Raw genomic sequence first — 17,565 nt, 5'->3', positions numbered from 1 at the left:
CGGTTTTAATTTTTGAGCTTAGCAGGCATTTTTTGTCCATTTTGATACAGAAAACAAGAACTATATTTACCAGCTTCGTCTTTTACAAATTCCAATTTGGCAGGAACTTCCTTTAAAAAGAACATTTCTTCTGTTTCTGCATGTAACTGAAGTTTAGGTTGACCTGTAGCTTGGATAAATATCTTATTGTTAGTTACAGTAATATTTAAGTCGAAGCCGGGTTGTAACTCATAAGCTCCAACATATTTTTTAAGAATGTCTTCTGCAACATTAATCCCTTTTCGTTCTGAAGCTGGTTTTTTATAGGTTTCAATTCCCACAACTTCATTACCCATATTTGTCATTTTCACTTGTCTCTTATTTTCTTTACCTTTTGAAAAATGATACGCTATCGTACCGTCCTCAAAAATAAAATGAGCTTCTGATAATGGGTAAATATTGAATGGGCTACTTCCATCTCTAGTGCTAATCAGCTGCCCATCTTTAAATGTAATTCTTCTAATTACCTCGCCTTCAAACTCATAAGCTCCCACCCATTGCTTTAACTTATCTTCTGAAAGCGAAACTGCATCTTTTACACTTGGAAATGGTTTACCAATCGCTAAGGCAGCAACACGCCTTGTTAAACCTCCCACATCATTACAACTGCAGTTACTCAAACCTATAACATATACATCTTCCTCAGGAAAATAAATACCATTTGTTGAATAGCCAAAAATACCCCCGCTATGCGTATATAAAGGTGAACCTTTTAGGTCTCCTCTACTCAATCCATATCCATAGTCAATTTCTTCGCCACTGTTTAGTTTTGACCCGTTAATGGCTTTTGCCAAGGTTTCTTTTTTAACAAGTTTATTATCTCGTAAAGCTAGTTGCCATTTTAGCATATCATCAACTGTAGACATTAATGACCCGGCAGCGTAGGGCAATGTTAAACTCAGATAATCGGCATTTCTAAAACCATTTTCATTTGTCATATAACCAGAGGCACGATTTGATATAAGTTCTACCATATTACCATATCGCGAGTTGGTCATTTCGAGTGGTTTGAATATTTCTTGTTCAATAAAATCTTCGTAACTTTTATCTGACACTTTTTCAATAATGTAACCTAATAATATATACCCAGAATTATTATATAAAAAACGCTCACCTGGATCAAAATCTGTGGGTTGATTTTTGAATATATCAATGATTTCTTTAGGTGTTTTATCAAATCTTGCAAGGCTATCTAAATTCATTGAGGTGTAACTTTTAATTCCTGAAGTATGATTTAATAATTGATGAATGGTAATCTTCTTATCCTTGGTTGGATAATCTGGAATAAACTTCGTTATTTCATCTTCAATCTTTAATTTACCTTGTTCTTCTAGCATTAATATGGCTACGGCAGTAAACTGCTTTGTAATCGAAGCCAATTCGAATACATTTTCTGGCTGCATAGGAACATCCAATTCTAAATTAGCCATCCCCATTGCTCCACGATAAATTGCTTTACCATTTTTCGCAACTAATAACGCCACACCTGGCTCATTAGCTTTATAGGTTGATTTTACAAGCTCATCTATATCGTTTGTTAGATTTTGCGCCTGAATTGAAAAAGAAAAGCTTAAGGCTAGAATAAGTACTAAAAATTTATAATGTTTCATGTTGTAGTTTTGAATTATAAGTTCTGAGAATATGACGCCATTCAATAAGAAGAGTTACATTCAATTTGGGCTTTAAGAATTCCCATGTTCATTTAAGCTAAAGAAAGTTTTAATTTCGTTTAGTGGCCAATACTGAAACAGGGTTGGCACTAGTAACGAAGTTCGACTATTTTTACGATAAAGTCAAGAAATAAAAAAGCCATTACAAAAATTGTAATGGCTTTTTTTATTTATGAGATGCTGAAACCAGTTCAGCATAACGTATTTTATTTCATAAGATCGAAACTACGTTTAATAAAATTTGTTAGCTCTTCTCCTTGCAATAGATTTTGAGATAATCTTGCTAAATCTAATGCTTGATTCACATATTCCTCTTTTTTACCTTTGGCTTTTAGAATCTTCTGCATCAGGTCATTATTTGTATTGACTACAAGATTATACATCTCAGGGAATCCTCCCATCCCCATGAATCCACCTCCTCCGGTTTGCTGCATTTCTTTCATTCTGCGCATAAACTCAGGTTGCGTTATGATAAACGGATTTGCATTAGAATCTAACGCCTCTAACTGAACAGAATACTTGTCTTTTGGTACAATACCTTCAACAATATCTTTTAATTTATCTTTTTCCTCATCAGATAATTTAGAGATCTGCTCTTCATCTTTCTTGATTAAATTATCAATATGGTCAGAATCAACACGTGCAAACTTTATAGGTTGCTTGCTATCAGACAACTCAGTATTCTCACCTTCAATTTTTTGAATTAAGTGAGAAACAATCGGAGAATCTAACAACAACACCTCATATCCTTTATCCTTAGCTGATTCAATATAGCTGTGTTGTTCTTCTTTATTACCTGCATATAAGACTACAATATTCTTGTCTTTGTCTGTTTGAGCAGGTTTAATTTTTTCAATTAGTTCTTCAAAAGTTAAATAGTTGCCATCAACTGTTGGATATAATGCGAATTTTTGTGCTTTATCATAAAACTTCTCTTCAGAAAGCATTCCATATTCAATTACAATCTTAATATCGTTCCACTTTTTTTCAAACTCTTCACGGTCTTTTTTGAAAAGTGATTGTAATTTATCTGCTACTTTTTTAGTAATATAAGAAGAGATTTTCTTCACCGCTCCGTCTGCTTGCAAATAACTTCTAGATACATTTAATGGAATATCTGGTGAATCAATTACACCTCTTAGCATTTGTAAGAAATCTGGTACAATCCCTTCAACATTATCAGTTACAAATACCTGATTTTGATATAGCTGAATTCTATCTTTTTGAACATCTAAGTTTGTAGTTAACTTCGGGAAGTATAAAATTCCGGTAAGATTAAAAGGATAATCTACATTTAAATGAATGTTAAACAAAGGCTCTTCAAATTGCATTGGATAAAGCTCTCTATAGAACGACTTATAATCTTCTTCTTTTAAATCTTTAGGTTGCTTTGTCCAAGCCGGATTTGGATTATTGATTATATCATCAACTGTAATCTTATTTTGCGGCTCAGTAGTTTCTTTACCGTCTTTATCAGTAGTAGTTTTAGGTGTATGATCAGGATCATTTACCTCTTTAGTACCAAATTTGATTGGTACTGGCATAAACTTATTATACTTCGTTAATAATTCACGAATTCTGTGTTCTTCTAAAAACTCAGTTGAATCTTCAGCAATGTGTAAGATAATTTCGGTTCCTCTATCATCTTTATCCGTTTTCTCTAAAGTAAATTCAGGTGAACCGTCACAAATCCAATGAACTGCTGGTGTATCAACTACATGAGATTTAGTAATAATTTCAACTTTATCAGCAACCATAAATGCTGAATAGAATCCTAATCCAAAATGACCAATAATTCCGGCATCCTTTGCTGCATCTTTATATTTATCTAGAAATTCTTCTGCGCCAGAAAAAGCTACTTCATTAATGTATTTTTGTACTTCATCTTCACTCATTCCCAGACCTTGATCTATAATGTGAAGCTTTTTTCCATCCTTATCAATTTTTACTTCAATTTTAGGCTCGCCGTATTCAGCTTTCGAATCACCTACAGCTGTTAAGTGCTTTAATTTAAGAGTAGCATCCGTTGCGTTAGAAATAAGTTCACGTAAGAAGATCTCATGATCTGAATACAAGAATTTCTTAATTAATGGAAATATGTTTTCGACTGAAACATTAATTGTTCCTTTTGCCATGATATATGATTTTAGTTTATAGCCTTTTTAAGTCAAAAAAAATACCAAAGGAAATTGTGTGACAAGATGACACAAAAAAGCCGCCAAATGGCGGCTTTTATTAATTTGAAGCAGTTTCAGTAACTTTCTTTTTATTCTTGACATATTTTTCTAACCATTGATCTTGTTCCCAAAGCAAATGCAATATACTTTCTTTGGCACGATAACCATGACTTTCTTTAGGTAACATAACTAGGCGAACTGTTGCACCCAATCCTTTTAATGCATTAAAATACCGCTCGCTTTGCATCGGGTATGTCCCTGAGTTATTATCAGCTTCTCCATGAATTAAAAGTAAGGGTGTTTTCATTTTATCTGCATGCATAAAAGGTGACATCGTATAATAAATTTCTGGGGCCTCCCAATAATTACGTTGCTCCCGCTGAAAGCCAAACGGAGTTAAAGTTCTGTTGTATGCACCACTTCTTGCAATACCTGCAGCAAATAGATCAGAATGTGATAATAGGTTCGCTACCATAAATGCACCATAACTATGTCCGCCAACAGCAACTCTATCTCGATCAATATACCCCATATCATCGATTGCATCAATTCCTGCTTTTGCATTCGCTATCAACTGCTTTCTAAACGTATCATTCGGTTCCTTATCTCCTTCTCCAATAATTGGAAAAGCAGCATCATCTAAAACAGCATAACCTTTGGTAACCCAATACAGTGGTGATCTCCAACTAGGATATGTAAACTCATTAGAATTTTGTGTAGTTTGAGAAGCGCTTGATTTATCCTTATATTCAACTGGATAGGCCCACATGATCATTGGCAATTTTTCTTTTTTCGATTTATCATACCCAACTGGTAAATACAGCGTTCCGGTGAGGTCTAAACCATCATCGCGCTTATAAGAAACAACTTCTTTATGCACATTTTGCATACTAGCAAATGGGTTCTGAAAATTAGTTATTTGTTTAAGTTTTTTATTTCTTGTGTTTCTAAAGTAATAATTAGGATACTCATTTTTTGATTCTATTCGAACCAGAAGTCGTTTCTTTTTAACATCATAATCTCTTAAATCTTCTAACTTACTAGTAAGCTTTGATTGATAGAGTCTACTCTTCTTTTGTGTTTTTAGATTTACTTTATCTACAAAAGGGAATTTCCCATCTTTAGAATATCCATCACCTAAAGTAAATATATTATCACCTTCCATCGCAAGCACATAAGAGCCGTATTGATTTCTTTTTGTAACAGGTGTTCCAGGATCGCTGTATACATCTTGATAATTTCTATCATTAATTATTTTAGCTTCTTCCAAAGGGTTCTCAGGATTGAATAGATATGTCTTTGTGTTTCTATTATCAAACCAATAATCTTGAGCTAGTGCCATTCTATCGTTGCCCCAGCTAATTCTATAGAAGCGATTTTTCACCTTTAAAAGACTTTTAGGAGTTCCATTAAATGGCGCATCCAATTCAAATACTTCATCGCGGTATTCAACTTTTTCCTTAGGATCACCACCGTCTAACGCCTCAACATAAATTAAAGAGGAGGGCCTATCAGAACGCCATGCCACATTTCTCTTTCCTGTTCTAACCGCCATAAATCCTTTGGGAAGGTCTTCAATCAATGGAATCTGAGATACGTTTTGAACACTTTCACCATCTTTCGTATATATATTGGTTTCAGAAGGAAATCTTCGATAAGGCACTAAATAAGAAAAAGGCTTTTTTATTGTTGTAATCATAACGTATTCACCATCTGGCGAAAAGCTTACATCACCATACATTGCACTTCCCATCCATGGCGTTTCTTGTCCATCTAGCGTAACTTTAGATAACTCAGATAAAGCAAGTTGCTCAAAATTATGTTCGTCACTCTTATTTTTTAATAAATCTTGATAGGTTCTATTCTGTGCTTTTTTACCGTCATTTTTTGAAATTGTTGGACCCGATGGAATTGTCTTTGAAGTATTAATCAATGCTTCTCTATCTTTTGATAACATTTTAACCAATAAACTATTACCATCTTCAAACCAATTGATCACATCTCTCATATTGGCATTAACCTTCGCCTCGGTTAACTTTTTGGCTTTAGCACTATCAATATCTAAAACCCAAACTTCTACACCACTAGCAGTTGTATTTGTCATTGCTAGTTTAGATTGATCTGGTGACCAACTAAAATTTGCCAATCTAGGATTTTCAGGAAGTCCTTCAACATCTAAAATGGCCGTTCCGCTTAATTTACGAACCTTTAAACCATTAAAATAATTCGTTCTACTCCCAATATTCGTCTTGGGGTTAATTCTTAAGCCTCCTAATCGTAATTCATCTTCAGAAAGTTCTGAAATAGTTTTGTATGGATTTCTATATCTGAGAATCATATTCTCGTAATCATTATCCATTAAAACAGATGGAGCTAATGGTACATCTACAAGATCTAAAATTTCTTTCGATGGTTTTTGATACGTCAAACTTTCTTGAGAAAACCCAAAAAAGGTAAAGGAAATAAAGGCAATTGCAAAGATGATTTTTTTCATTTTTTTTAGTTTTTGTGATGAGGGTCAGCTAAGTTAATAATTATTAATCATTGTATAATAGAAGTTCTTTTTACTATTCGTTGCATAATAAATTTATATATATTTGAAATAATAAACCTGATCCAAATAATTTATTTATGTATAATTCAAAAATTACGGGCCTAGGATACTATGTGCCTGAAAATGTTGTCACAAACGATGATCTTAAGCAATGGATGGATACCAATGATGAATGGATACAAGAACGAACCGGAATCAAAGAGCGTAGATGGATAGATCCAAAAACCGGTGACAACACTTCTAATATGGGTGCCAAAGCTGCTAAAATAGCTATTGAGCGCGCTGGATTAACAAAAGAAGATATTGACTTCATCGTATTCGCTACTTTAAGTCCTGATATGTATTTCCCCGGTGGTGGTGTGCGTGTTCAAGACATGCTAGATATGCCAACTATTGGTGCTTTAGATATACGCAATCAATGTTCAGGATTTATTTATGGGCTATCAGTGGCAGATCAATTTATTAAAACTGGCATGTATAAAAATGTGCTGGTTATTGGTTCTGAAAATCACTCTGGTGGTTTAGAGCGTTCTACTCGTGGGCGCGGTGTTACCGTAATTTTTGGTGATGGTGCTGGCGCTGCCGTGTTATCGCGTACTGAAGAAAAAGGAAAAGGTATTTTATCATCACACTTACATTCTGAGGGTAAACATGCTAAGGAACTGGCTTTAGAAGGCCCTGCAACCGGTAGATGGGTTCCAGAAATTTTAGAAGCTAATGATCCAAATGACACCTCATATTACCCATATATGAACGGGCAATTTGTGTTTAAGCATGCTGTGGTACGGTTTTCAGAAGCTATCGTTGAAGGATTGCAAGCAAATAATTTGCAAAAAGAAGATATCGATATGTTAATTCCGCATCAAGCCAATCTACGTATCGCACAATTTGTTCAGCAAAAATTTCAATTAGACAATAGTAAGGTCTATAATAATATTCAAAAGTACGGTAATACAACTGCCGCTTCAATTATTATTGCATTAACCGAAGCTTGGGAAAAAGGCAAAATAAAAGATAACGACCTAGTTGTTTTAGCTGCCTTTGGTAGTGGATTTACCTGGGGAAGTGTTGTAATAAGATGGTAAATAGTAAGTGCTTTGTAAAAACTAAAAAAGCGCTCATATGAGCGCTTTTTTAGTAATCTAATTTTGTAAGATAATTCAGTTTATCTTTCCATATTTTTAGCTCTTCAGAATATGAATCGATGTTTTTCTGCACATTTTTGAGTAATGGATTATCATCAGAATCACTGGAAATAAAACTTATGTTATTCTCTAACTGCTTAATTTCCCGGGTGGTTTCATCAATCTTTTTACGAACAAAATATTGCTCATCTTCTAGTTTCTTAAATTGCTTATTTGTGAGATAACCATCAACAATGTTTCTAAATTTTATCAATGCTATCTCACCTCTACCCATATTTAATTTTCCATAAAGCTTATCTAAAACCTTATTGAATTTAGATTCAATGTGACGCATATTTGAAGGTACCGAACCCAAGTTTTTCCAATCATCGGTATATGATTGAATTACCTCTAAGGTTAAACTCTCATTACCATCAGCTTGGCTTCTAAGATTATCTAACAGCTCTTTTTTCTTATTAAATATCTCTATTTGTTCTTTATTAGCTTCGTCTTGAACATTATGAAGTCTATCAAAATAATGGTTACAGGCATCTTTAAAGCGTTTCCAAATCTCATCTGAATATTTTTTTGGAACATGCCCAATTGATTTCCAGTCAATCTGAATTTGCTTCATGATAGGCGTTACAGTATTCCAATCTTCACTTTCTTTTAATGACTCCGCTTGTTCAACTAAGGTCATTTTCTTATTGAGATTCTCTTGCTGTATCTTCTTTACATCCTTGTAAAAGGCGTTTTTGGCTCTATTAAATTCGCGAGTAGCTTCTTTAAATCCTTGCCAAGTTTGATTATTTTTTGCACGAGGAACTCTTCCAATCTTAAAGAAATTCTGACGTAACACATCAAGTTCTCTGATTTTTTTCTGCCATTCAGAATGCGAATTGGGCTTCGATTCGATTAACTGCTTAATTTCATCTATTACCGCTTGCTTTTTAATAAAGTTATCTTCGTATTTAGATTCTAATTCTTTCTGTGCATCATGTCTTTTATTATGAATCTTCTTAGTAGCTTCACTAAAACGATTCCATACTTCTTCGCGATGCTCTCTATCTACGGGGCCTATATCTTCTTTCCAAAGTCTGTGAAGTACCTGCAGTTCTTTAAAAGCTTTCTGTACATCTTGATCTTCTGCTAAGGCTTCGGCTTTTTCAACCAACTTTAACTTTTCTTCAAGATTGTGCTTAAAGTCTAATTCTCTAAAATCTTTATTTAGATGTAATAGATCATAAAAACGCTCTACATGATGATGATATGTGCGCCAAACATCGTTGTATTTTGTATGTGGGATCTTCCCTACTTTTCGCCAACGGTCTTGTAAACTTCTAAAATTATTATACATCGTAGAAGCATCTGCCGTATTAATTAACTCTTTAAGTTCTTCAATTAATTCTAGACGTATTTTTAGATTTTCTTTTTGAGTAGCTTCTTGTTGCTTGTAATAACGGTCACGCTTTACCTTAAACTCAAATAACAAGTCATTATACTGAGACTTTACAGGATTATTATACTGAAAATCTATTTCGTTACCACCGTCATCTAAAAAAGCTTTTTTCTTTTCTTGCAATAAGGCACCAAATTTCAAGTTGAAGTTCTTTTTTATTTCTTCTACTTGATTTTTTACTTGGTAAACTGCTTCTACCTTGGTTAATTTTTGAAGTTCTTTTACTAAACCTTCAAGATCTAATGAAGTATAATCAACCTTTTTGATTTCTTCAGCTTTAGGAGCTTCCTTTTCTTCTTCAGAGCTTTTGTTCTCTTCAGAACTCTTTTTCTCATCAGAACTCTTTTGTTCTTCCGCTACTACCTCTTCATTATCTTTTTTTTGGTCTTCAGAAGCCTCTGCTAAGGTTTTCTCATCGGTATCATTCGTAATATTCTCCTCAACCTCGTCTGCCGGAATATTTTCAGTATTATTTTCTAACATATCTTAATGTTTAAAGTTCCTCTTTCAATTAATAAAAGTCTCGAAAGATACTAATAGCATAGCAAAGCACAAAACTAAACTATTAAATATAGATGCAAAAATAACGAGGAAGTTGCGTTCTTTTTTAAGAAACTATGAGTTCCAAATTTCCCAAGCTTTTTCAGCCTGTAATTCTAACATTTTTAAACCATTACAAATTGTACTTCTACTTTCCTTTCCCTTTCTTAAAAAAGTGGTTTGAGAAGGGTTATAAATGAGATCATATAACAAATGTTTATTAGTAAGATATTCATACGGAATATCTGGACATTTTTCAACCTCTGGATGTGTACCCAAAGGTGTGCAGTTTATAATTACACTATATTTCTTCAGAAAATCATGAGATAATTCGGCATAGGAGATTTGATTTTCGTTCTTAGGAGTTCTGGATACAAATAAGGTCTTAATTTGTAGTTTTTTTAAGACAAAGTCAATCGCTTTTGAAGCTCCGCCTGTACCAAGGATTAAGGCATTATTATGATGCTCTTTTAGCAAAGGTTTTAAGGAGTTTTCAAACCCATAGGCGTCGGTATTAAACCCTTTCAATTTGTTATTGCTTAATATTTTAATAGTATTAACGGCTCCAATTTCCTCAGCTTCCTGATCTAATTCATCCATAAAATCAATCACCTCTTCCTTATATGGAATGGTAACATTGAGCCCCAATAAATTCTTCTCTGTATTAATGATTCTTGGAAAATCATAGATCGATGGAACATCAAAATTTCTGTACACATGGTCTTCCAATTTAAGCGCATTAAATTTATCTGTAAAATATTTTCTCGAAAATGAATACGATATATTCTTTCCAAGAAGTCCATAGTTATGCTGTTTTTCCGTTCTTTTTTGCATAATTATCAATTAATAAGATAATGCCTATTCCTAGTAAAATAAAAAAAATGGCATACCAATTATTTATATCACTTAAATCTGGTAAATAACGTTCATAATTTCCTAAAACTTTATTCCCATGTGAGTCAAGCAAAAATTCTCCAGCTTCACTTTTCTTAAATATTTTTTCCTTCCAAGGCCAAACAATTCCTAAAGATCCTGATATAAACCCAATTATAACGGCTGTCACAATTTGATGCCAACGTTTTAAAACATATCCTAAAATTTGCGAAGTTACTATCAACCCAAATGCTGAGCCGGCACCAAAAGAACCAATGATCTTTAAATATCTTATACGTTCTGGATCTTGAAGAAAATCAAAGTTACCAGAAAACACATCGGTGATTGATCTATATAACATATTCACAGAATCAACTAATAGTAGCACATAGTTACCTAGTAAAATCAGAATGAATGAACCAGAGAGCCCCGGGAGTGTCATCCCAGAAACTCCAATTATTCCGCAAAAGAACACAAACCAAAGATTATCATTTTCTTTAGCCGGATTCATAAAACTAATTGCTATTCCTACGCCGAAACCAATAACAATTGAAATTATATTTTGTGGGCGCCAATCATTAAAACCTTTGCCTATATAATAGATGGAGCCAATAATCATTCCAAAAAAAGCACTCCAAATAAAAAGCTCGTAATTGCGAATTAGATAATCAAGTAATAATGATACGCTAAAATAACTAAAGATGCTTCCCGCAAAAAGTAAAACAATAAAACGGCCATTGATATATTGAAAGAAGCTTTTAAAACGACCATTATGAAGTAACTTAAATGCTTTTGCGTTAATCTTTTGAAATGAATAAATCATTTCTTCGTAAAAACCAACTACAAAAGCTACCATTCCTCCAGAAACACCCGGTACTTTATTAGCCGCCCCCATAGCTACTCCTTTTACAAATAGTAATATGCGGTCTAACAAGGTACGTGTTTTTTCAGGCATATTAAACTGTTTTTTTAACGGCTGTTCGTTCTAAAATTAAAATTGTGGCGAATCCAATAATCATTAATATAATAGCTAACATCAATTGGTTTTCTCCGTCATAGTTAAAAGGTGATATACTTTGATCTCTCAATATTTTGAGTTTGCCATTAATAACCTCTGATTCTAATACCTCTTTCCAAGGCCAGATTTTATTCAGAGAACCAAGTATAAACCCTGTTAATGTCGCCAACGTTAAATTCTTATAATGATCAAACAACCACTTCAACAGACGAGAAAAAGTCAACAACCCTACAACAGCTCCTAAAATCAAAAGCAAGAGCGTTTTAACGTCTTTATCATGTACGGCATCAACAGCCGGTTTATAAGCTCCTAGTAATAATAAAATAAACGCTCCTGAAATGCCTGGTAAGATCATCGCGCAAATTGCCAAGCTTCCTGCTAAAATCAAGTACAAACTAGAATTGTTGGTTGCAAGTGCAGGTAAAGTAGTAATATAATAGGCTAAAAGTGCACCCAAAATAAGCGTAATTACCGTTACAAAACTCCATTTACTTATTTGTTTAGCAACGTAAATAATACTCGCTACCACTAAGCCAAAGAAAAAAGCCCATAGCAAAATTGGTTCATTTTCTAATAACCATTTTATAACTCTTACCAGTGATAACACGCTGATAGCAATACCAATGACCAATGCCAATAAAAAATTGCCATTAATAGATTTCCATGCAGCGGCAAATCCATCGTTTTTTAGAACTTTTAAGGTCTCAAAATTTATGGCGTTTATAGCATTTATAAGTTCTTCATAAATACCTGAAATAAAAGCAATTGTTCCACCAGAAACTCCCGGAACCACATCGGCCGCACCCATGGCGATTCCCTTTAATGAGATGATTAAATAATCAAAAAAAGTACGTTGCATTAGCAATTTAGAATTAGCAAATCAAAAGTACATGATTTTTTTAATTTGGTAATTTCTATTTAAGGTAATATGAAAAATTTACGAAGAGACAAATACTATTTGAATTGAGGGGAAAACTTTAATTACGATCTGTGCAATTTTATATTAAATTTTGAAAACTACTTTTTACTTTCTTCGATTATTTTTTTCACCTTTTCTTTATCAAATATTACAGGATAAAGTTCTTTCATTATTAAATGATATTCATAATCGAGCTTTAGTGCATTCTTCAAATAACGCAGACCATTTCTTTCATTTTGCGCTAAGAAGTTAATTCCACTCAAACGATACTCAATTTCGGCAAAATCGGTGTACAAACTTTTCGCTTTTTTTAGTACCTGCAAGGCATCTTTGTATTCTCCTAAGAAATGTAAAACGTCAATTAAGGCCACAAAAATATCCAATCGGTAATCTTCCAATTCTACACACCTTTGAAAAGCCTTGGCCGCTTCCTCAAATAAATTCAATTTTATATTTACCTCTCCAAACCGCGACCAGTAAGCGGCATTCTCATTATCAATTTGTAATGCTTTATTAATAAAATACAACGCTTTTTGATAATTTTCCTGGTTCATATAAAGCCCCGTTAATGCTAACCAACCTTTATCTAATTGCGGGTCTTCTTTTACGGTAAGATTATAATATTTCAGTGCTAGTTTTTGATCATTAATTCTTTCATAACACAACCCTAGACGTAAATATATAAACGGTGTCCCATCTTCTAATTGAACGGTAACCAAGTAATTATTAATGGCTTCTTCGTATCTTTCTAATTCTTCTAACGTTTTTGCCTTTTCTATATAAGCACCAATAAAATCTTCATCTATTAAAAGAGCATAATCAAAGGCTCTTAAAGCATCTTCAAATTTATCGATGATATAATATTGGCGTCCCAATTGATGCCATGCTATCTCACAATAAGGCTCGTTATCGATATATTTATTTAGATAATCTATTGCTTCATGGTGCTTTTGCTCCATGTCAAAGCAATAAATAATATTGTAAAGTGAAGAATAATCATCATATTCAACTTCTAAGCATTTAGCAAAATTTAATCGAGCGGTTTCATAATCATCTAAGAAAAGATATTCCATACCAATCATAGATAAAATATCAAGCTCATCTTCAGCAAACAGTAAGGCTTTGTTTAATGCCTGTATCGCTTCTTTGTGCATATCTTTTTTAGAATATAAAGCTGCCTTATGTAAGTATATTTGGTCATTAGAAGGTTCAATTTCTTCTAATTGATCTAACAAAACGCTTGCCTTATCAAATTTTTCTTCAAAAATAAGCAGCTCAATAAAAGCGAGCTTTAAATTTATAGCTGACGGATGTTGTTTAAGCCCAAGGTCTATTGCTTTTTTTGCTAACGAAATCTTTCCTGAATCAAGATAATGTGTAATAATTTCTTCAAACTCTACCGAGTCAAAAAAATATACATTATTAGTTTTTAGCATTGATTCAAATCTGGTAAGCGGTAAGTTATCGTTAGCATCAGGAAATTGAAACATATAATTGAGCACTCGGTTATGAAATAAAAGTAGTGCAAGACTTTTTGTATCCAACTTTCAACCTACAAATGTTTTTAACAATTTAATTAACAGAAAGCAACGCATACATTTTTCAAAAAATAATGTACTTTTGTATTCCAAACAAGGTTTGGATAGCAACATGGCTCAAAAGACACTTCTCAACGCTAAAGACATACACATAATTCTTCATCGTTTAGCCAATCAGTTGTTAGAAAACCACTTAGATTTTTCAAAAACTGTATTGATTGGACTACAACCAAGAGGCATTTATTTAGCCAATAGATTAGCCAAGCTTTTACAAGAAGACTATAAAATTAAGAGTCTACAGTTAGGTCATTTAGACATTACATTTTTTAGAGATGATTTTAGACGGCGAGAAGAGCCTTTAGAGGCCAACGCTACTAAAATGGATTTCGCTGTAGAAAACAAGAAAGTTGTTTTAATTGATGATGTATTATTTTCTGGTAGAAGTATTCGTTCAGCTTTAACTGCAATTCAATCATTTGGAAGGCCCGAATCAATTGAACTCTTAGTATTAATTGATAGAAGATTTAGTAGGCATTTGCCGATTCAACCAAATTACAGAGGAAGGCAGGTAGATGTTATAAATTCTGAAAAGGTAAAAGTTACCTGGAAAGAAAACGAAAAAAAAGATGCTGTATACATTACAAATACTAATTAAATGAAGCAGTTAAGTGTAGAACATTTATTAGGAATTAAGTATCTCAGAAAGCAAGATATATATCTTATTTTTGAAACTGCCGATCATTTTAAAGAAGTAATTAATCGCCCAATAAAGAAAGTTCCTTCATTGCGCGATATCACCATTGCCAATCTGTTTTTTGAAAATAGCACGCGTACCAAACTATCATTTGAGTTAGCAGAAAAACGGCTTTCTGCAGACGTAATTAACTTCTCTGCCAGTCAGTCTTCAGTAAAAAAGGGAGAAACATTAATCGATACTGTAAATAATATCCTTTCAATGAAAGTTGATATTGTGGTTATGCGCCATCCTAATGTTGGTGCTGGTGTTTTCTTATCTAAACATATTGACGCTAAAATTATTAATGCTGGCGATGGCGCTCATGAACACCCTACACAGGCACTGCTAGATTCCTACTCCATTAAAGAAGCTTTGGGTTCTGTTAAAGGGAAGAAAGTTGTTATCGTAGGAGATATTTTACACTCAAGAGTAGCACTGTCTAATATCTATGCATTACAATTGTTGGGAGCAGAAGTAATGGTTTGCGGCCCTACCACTTTAATTCCTAAATATATATCAAGTTTAGGTGTAAAGGTAGAACATAACATTAAAAAAGCCTTAGAATGGTGCGATGTGGCAAACATGTTACGTGTACAACATGAGCGCATGGATATAAAGTACTTTCCATCAGTTCGTGAGTACACACAATTATTTGGAATTAATAAAGAATTGCTAAATAAGCTTGGCAAGGAAATTGTAATAATGCATCCAGGACCTATTAACCGAGGTGTAGAAATTACAAGTGATGTGGCCGATTCTGATCAGTCAATCATTTTAAATCAAGTTGAAAATGGTGTAGCCATAAGAATGGCTGTTATTTATTTATTGGCTCAACAGATTAAAAGATAAATGACCATGCAAATAGAGAAAAACGATAAAAACACCCAAATAAAACCAACAGAAAAATCAATTTCTGACTTTTTTCTTGCATTTAAAGAAAAATATATTACTTTTAAAAGTGAGAATTTAGTTCTTGACTTTTCTGATTTTAAAGGGGTAAAAACAGAAAATATCTTAGTATTTTTGCAAATGGCAAATGACCATAGAAATAATGGCATGTCTTTTGTTATAGTTTATAGTGAAACCAGTTATGATAATTTGCCTGATGAGCTTATCGTTGTACCCACTATAAATGAGGCACATGATATTATTGAAATGGAAGAAATAGAACGAGATTTAGGCTTTTAATTTTAAGTTGCGTATGATAAAAAAACTACTCTTTATACTTATTGTCACTTTCTCAATTAGCGCTTTTGCACAGCAAGAGGAAGCTGTAACCGTCAAAAAGGACTCTACGATGGTTATAAGGGATATAGTGGCATCACCAAACCCTTTTAGTGTTACTACTAAAATTAAATTTCGAGCTAAAGACATCTTAAAAATAGAGTTTTCGGTAAAAGATTTAATTGGAAATACAGTTCATTTTCAAAAGTATACCACTAAGAAAGGTATAAACTATATTCCCTTCTACAGGGATAAGTTAGATTCTGGAATATATATTTATTCAATAAAAACCAATAACGAAATTATTTCTAAACGAATTGTCATAAAATGAGTATACAGTTAACCATATTAGGTTGTCACTCGGCCACACCGAGAACTTTTGCTCATCCTACTGCTCAATATTTAGAAATTAATAATCGTTCTTTTTTAATTGATTGCGGTGAAGGAACTCAAACTCAACTTAGAAAATATAAGATTAAGTTTTCTAAGATAGATAACGTATTTATCTCTCATCTACACGGTGATCATTTTTTTGGTCTAATCGGATTAATATCTACGTTTGGCTTATTAAATAGACAAAATGATCTTCATGTATATGGGCCCAAAGGAATTCAAGAAATTATTGAACTTCAGTTAAAACTATCAAACGCTCATTTAAAATATGGTCTCGTTTTTCACGAACTTGAAAATACAGAAAGTCAGTTAATTTATGAAGATGATAAAGTAGAAGTTCGAACCATTCCGTTAGATCATCGTGTATATACAAATGGCTTCTTATTCAAAGAAAAACTAGGTGAACGTAAATTAAATATTGAGGTTATAAAAGAAAATCCCGAAATTGAAATTTGCGATTACCAAAATCTTAAAAACGGTAAAGACTTTGTTACTGATGATGGAACAGTAATAAAAAATAAAGAATTGACTTTCAATCCACCACAACCCGTTAGTTATGCTTATTGTAGTGATACCGCTTATAAGCCAGCTATTACCGAAATTATTAATGGTGTTGATTTACTATATCACGAATCTACTTTTTTAAAAGACAAAGAATCGTTAACCGGAACCACAAAACATTCAACTGCAGAGCAAGCAGCTCATATTGCAAAAAAAGCAGATGTCGATCAATTAATTTTAGGACATTATTCGAGCAGATATAAAGACATCTCTTTATTTCAAAAAGAAGCTCAAACAGTTTTTGATAATGTTACATTAGCTGAGGAAGGTAAAGTATTTGCCGTGGCTAATAAAGTTAATGAAGCGTTGTTACTGGCACATCAAAATTAATACTGTCCGGTAGAAAGTAAAACCAGCGTACAAGCAAACGATACTTCGATTGCATTCTCCCTTAATTGTTCTGCCAGTTCCATATTACCTGTTCCAGGATTAAAAATTACCCGTTTTGGCTTTAAGGAAATAATATAATCATAATACTCTTCTTGACGTTTTGGGTTCAAATATAGCGTTACGGTATCTACATTTTCAAAAGCAGGCTTCCCTGTTTCTATCATTGCCCCAGCGACATAACCGGGTAACAGGCCTATCGCCACAACTTCATGTCCCCTCTTAACCAAGCTCTTAAGTGCCATATTAGAATATCTATTCGTTTTTAAGGATGCCCCAAGAACTAGTGTCTTTTTTGTCATAGTGTTAAAGGTATGTTAATCTGTGTTAAATACTGTTACAAAGATACAATA

The 17,565-nt window shown here is 33.1% G+C and carries 15 protein-coding genes; 6 read left to right on the top strand and 9 right to left on the bottom strand.

Annotated features, from left to right (window positions below; genetic code table 11):
* Window positions 1–5: 5 nt before the first annotated feature.
* The 3 genes from AC1EUU_RS00835 to AC1EUU_RS00825 form a co-directional block, all read right to left on the bottom strand.
* Window positions 6–1,649 carry a serine hydrolase gene (locus tag AC1EUU_RS00835; RefSeq protein WP_480199477.1) on the bottom strand — a complete coding sequence of 548 codons (1,644 nt, stop codon included), beginning with the start codon at window positions 1,647–1,649 and terminating at the stop codon, window positions 6–8.
* Between the two features lie 266 nt (window positions 1,650–1,915).
* Window positions 1,916–3,844 carry a molecular chaperone HtpG gene (gene htpG / locus AC1EUU_RS00830; protein ID WP_480199476.1) on the bottom strand — a complete coding sequence of 643 codons (1,929 nt, stop codon included), beginning with the start codon at window positions 3,842–3,844 and terminating at the stop codon, window positions 1,916–1,918.
* Window positions 3,845–3,944: 100 nt separating this feature from the next.
* On the bottom strand, window positions 3,945–6,380 hold the full coding sequence (locus tag AC1EUU_RS00825) for an alpha/beta hydrolase family protein (RefSeq protein WP_480199475.1): 2,436 nt from the start codon (window positions 6,378–6,380) through the stop codon (window positions 3,945–3,947).
* A 137-nt stretch (window positions 6,381–6,517) separates the two neighbouring features.
* Here AC1EUU_RS00825 and AC1EUU_RS00820 point away from each other — a divergent pair, with 137 nt between their 5' ends.
* Entirely contained in the window at window positions 6,518–7,525 is a 1,008-nt protein-coding gene (locus tag AC1EUU_RS00820) for a 3-oxoacyl-ACP synthase III family protein (protein WP_480199474.1), read from the top strand.
* 49 nt (window positions 7,526–7,574) lie between these two features.
* Here the strand turns inward: AC1EUU_RS00820 and AC1EUU_RS00815 are convergent, their stop codons facing one another.
* The 5 genes from AC1EUU_RS00815 to AC1EUU_RS00795 form a co-directional block, all read right to left on the bottom strand.
* Window positions 7,575–9,506, bottom strand: a complete 1,932-nt coding sequence (locus tag AC1EUU_RS00815) for a DUF349 domain-containing protein (RefSeq protein WP_480199473.1) — start codon at window positions 9,504–9,506, stop codon at window positions 7,575–7,577.
* 132 nt (window positions 9,507–9,638) lie between these two features.
* Window positions 9,639–10,397, bottom strand: a complete 759-nt coding sequence (locus tag AC1EUU_RS00810; RefSeq protein ID WP_480199472.1) for a shikimate dehydrogenase family protein — start codon at window positions 10,395–10,397, stop codon at window positions 9,639–9,641.
* Window positions 10,369–11,391, bottom strand: a complete 1,023-nt coding sequence (locus AC1EUU_RS00805) for a DUF368 domain-containing protein (RefSeq protein WP_480199471.1) — start codon at window positions 11,389–11,391, stop codon at window positions 10,369–10,371. The genes AC1EUU_RS00810 and AC1EUU_RS00805 overlap by 29 nt, the downstream gene beginning before the upstream one ends.
* Before the next feature lies 1 nt (window position 11,392).
* Complete coding sequence (locus AC1EUU_RS00800) at window positions 11,393–12,313, bottom strand: polyprenyl-phosphate transporter (RefSeq protein ID WP_480199470.1); 921 nt, start codon at window positions 12,311–12,313, stop codon at window positions 11,393–11,395.
* Window positions 12,314–12,471: 158 nt separating this feature from the next.
* On the bottom strand, window positions 12,472–13,863 hold the full coding sequence (locus AC1EUU_RS00795; RefSeq protein ID WP_480199469.1) for a tetratricopeptide repeat protein: 1,392 nt from the start codon (window positions 13,861–13,863) through the stop codon (window positions 12,472–12,474).
* A gap of 160 nt (window positions 13,864–14,023) precedes the next feature.
* On the opposite strand from AC1EUU_RS00795, the gene pyrR reads away from it, so the two are divergent.
* The 5 genes from pyrR to AC1EUU_RS00770 are packed head-to-tail and all read left to right on the top strand — an operon-like array spanning window position 14,024 to window position 17,155.
* Window positions 14,024–14,566 carry a bifunctional pyr operon transcriptional regulator/uracil phosphoribosyltransferase PyrR gene (pyrR, locus tag AC1EUU_RS00790; protein ID WP_480200750.1) on the top strand — a complete coding sequence of 181 codons (543 nt, stop codon included), beginning with the start codon at window positions 14,024–14,026 and terminating at the stop codon, window positions 14,564–14,566.
* Window positions 14,567–15,496 carry an aspartate carbamoyltransferase catalytic subunit gene (locus tag AC1EUU_RS00785; RefSeq protein WP_480199468.1) on the top strand — a complete coding sequence of 310 codons (930 nt, stop codon included), beginning with the start codon at window positions 14,567–14,569 and terminating at the stop codon, window positions 15,494–15,496.
* A 6-nt stretch (window positions 15,497–15,502) separates the two neighbouring features.
* Window positions 15,503–15,835 (top strand): ribonuclease Z, encoded by a 333-nt coding sequence (locus tag AC1EUU_RS00780; RefSeq protein ID WP_480199467.1) that lies wholly within the window; start codon window positions 15,503–15,505, stop codon window positions 15,833–15,835.
* Window positions 15,836–15,848: 13 nt separating this feature from the next.
* On the top strand, window positions 15,849–16,202 hold the full coding sequence (locus tag AC1EUU_RS00775) for a T9SS type A sorting domain-containing protein (protein WP_480199466.1): 354 nt from the start codon (window positions 15,849–15,851) through the stop codon (window positions 16,200–16,202).
* Window positions 16,199–17,155, top strand: coding sequence for a ribonuclease Z (locus AC1EUU_RS00770; RefSeq protein ID WP_480199465.1), 957 nt, complete (start codon window positions 16,199–16,201; stop codon window positions 17,153–17,155). The genes AC1EUU_RS00775 and AC1EUU_RS00770 overlap by 4 nt, the downstream gene beginning before the upstream one ends.
* Here AC1EUU_RS00770 and AC1EUU_RS00765 read toward each other — a convergent pair.
* Window positions 17,152–17,514, bottom strand: a complete 363-nt coding sequence (locus tag AC1EUU_RS00765; RefSeq protein WP_480199464.1) for a CoA-binding protein — start codon at window positions 17,512–17,514, stop codon at window positions 17,152–17,154. The genes AC1EUU_RS00770 and AC1EUU_RS00765 overlap by 4 nt on opposite strands.
* Window positions 17,515–17,565: the final 51 nt, after the last annotated feature.

Source organism: Maritimimonas sp. 2205BS37-2, from assembly GCF_056591755.1.
Note: the sequence above shows the minus strand (reverse complement) of the source record. Positions and strands in the feature narration are given on the sequence as shown.

Excerpts from the sequence above, each read along its gene's own strand:
- AC1EUU_RS00825 (WP_480199475.1), bottom strand. The coding sequence starts at position 6,380 with ATGAAAAAAATCATCTTTGCAATTGCCTTTATTTCCTTTACCTTTTTT.
- AC1EUU_RS00810 (WP_480199472.1), bottom strand. The coding sequence starts at position 10,397 with ATGCAAAAAAGAACGGAAAAACAGCATAACTATGGACTTCTTGGAAAG.
- AC1EUU_RS00820 (WP_480199474.1), top strand. The coding sequence starts at position 6,518 with ATGTATAATTCAAAAATTACGGGCCTAGGATACTATGTGCCTGAAAAT.
- AC1EUU_RS00795 (WP_480199469.1), bottom strand. The coding sequence starts at position 13,863 with ATGTTTCAATTTCCTGATGCTAACGATAACTTACCGCTTACCAGATTT.
- AC1EUU_RS00780 (WP_480199467.1), top strand. The coding sequence starts at position 15,503 with ATGCAAATAGAGAAAAACGATAAAAACACCCAAATAAAACCAACAGAA.
- AC1EUU_RS00775 (WP_480199466.1), top strand. The coding sequence starts at position 15,849 with ATGATAAAAAAACTACTCTTTATACTTATTGTCACTTTCTCAATTAGC.
- htpG (WP_480199476.1), bottom strand. The coding sequence starts at position 3,844 with ATGGCAAAAGGAACAATTAATGTTTCAGTCGAAAACATATTTCCATTA.
- AC1EUU_RS00765 (WP_480199464.1), bottom strand. The coding sequence starts at position 17,514 with ATGACAAAAAAGACACTAGTTCTTGGGGCATCCTTAAAAACGAATAGA.
- AC1EUU_RS00815 (WP_480199473.1), bottom strand. The coding sequence starts at position 9,506 with ATGTTAGAAAATAATACTGAAAATATTCCGGCAGACGAGGTTGAGGAG.
- AC1EUU_RS00805 (WP_480199471.1), bottom strand. The coding sequence starts at position 11,391 with ATGCCTGAAAAAACACGTACCTTGTTAGACCGCATATTACTATTTGTA.
- AC1EUU_RS00785 (WP_480199468.1), top strand. The coding sequence starts at position 14,567 with ATGAAGCAGTTAAGTGTAGAACATTTATTAGGAATTAAGTATCTCAGA.
- AC1EUU_RS00835 (WP_480199477.1), bottom strand. The coding sequence starts at position 1,649 with ATGAAACATTATAAATTTTTAGTACTTATTCTAGCCTTAAGCTTTTCT.
- AC1EUU_RS00800 (WP_480199470.1), bottom strand. The coding sequence starts at position 12,313 with ATGCAACGTACTTTTTTTGATTATTTAATCATCTCATTAAAGGGAATC.
- AC1EUU_RS00770 (WP_480199465.1), top strand. The coding sequence starts at position 16,199 with ATGAGTATACAGTTAACCATATTAGGTTGTCACTCGGCCACACCGAGA.
- pyrR (WP_480200750.1), top strand. The coding sequence starts at position 14,024 with ATGGCTCAAAAGACACTTCTCAACGCTAAAGACATACACATAATTCTT.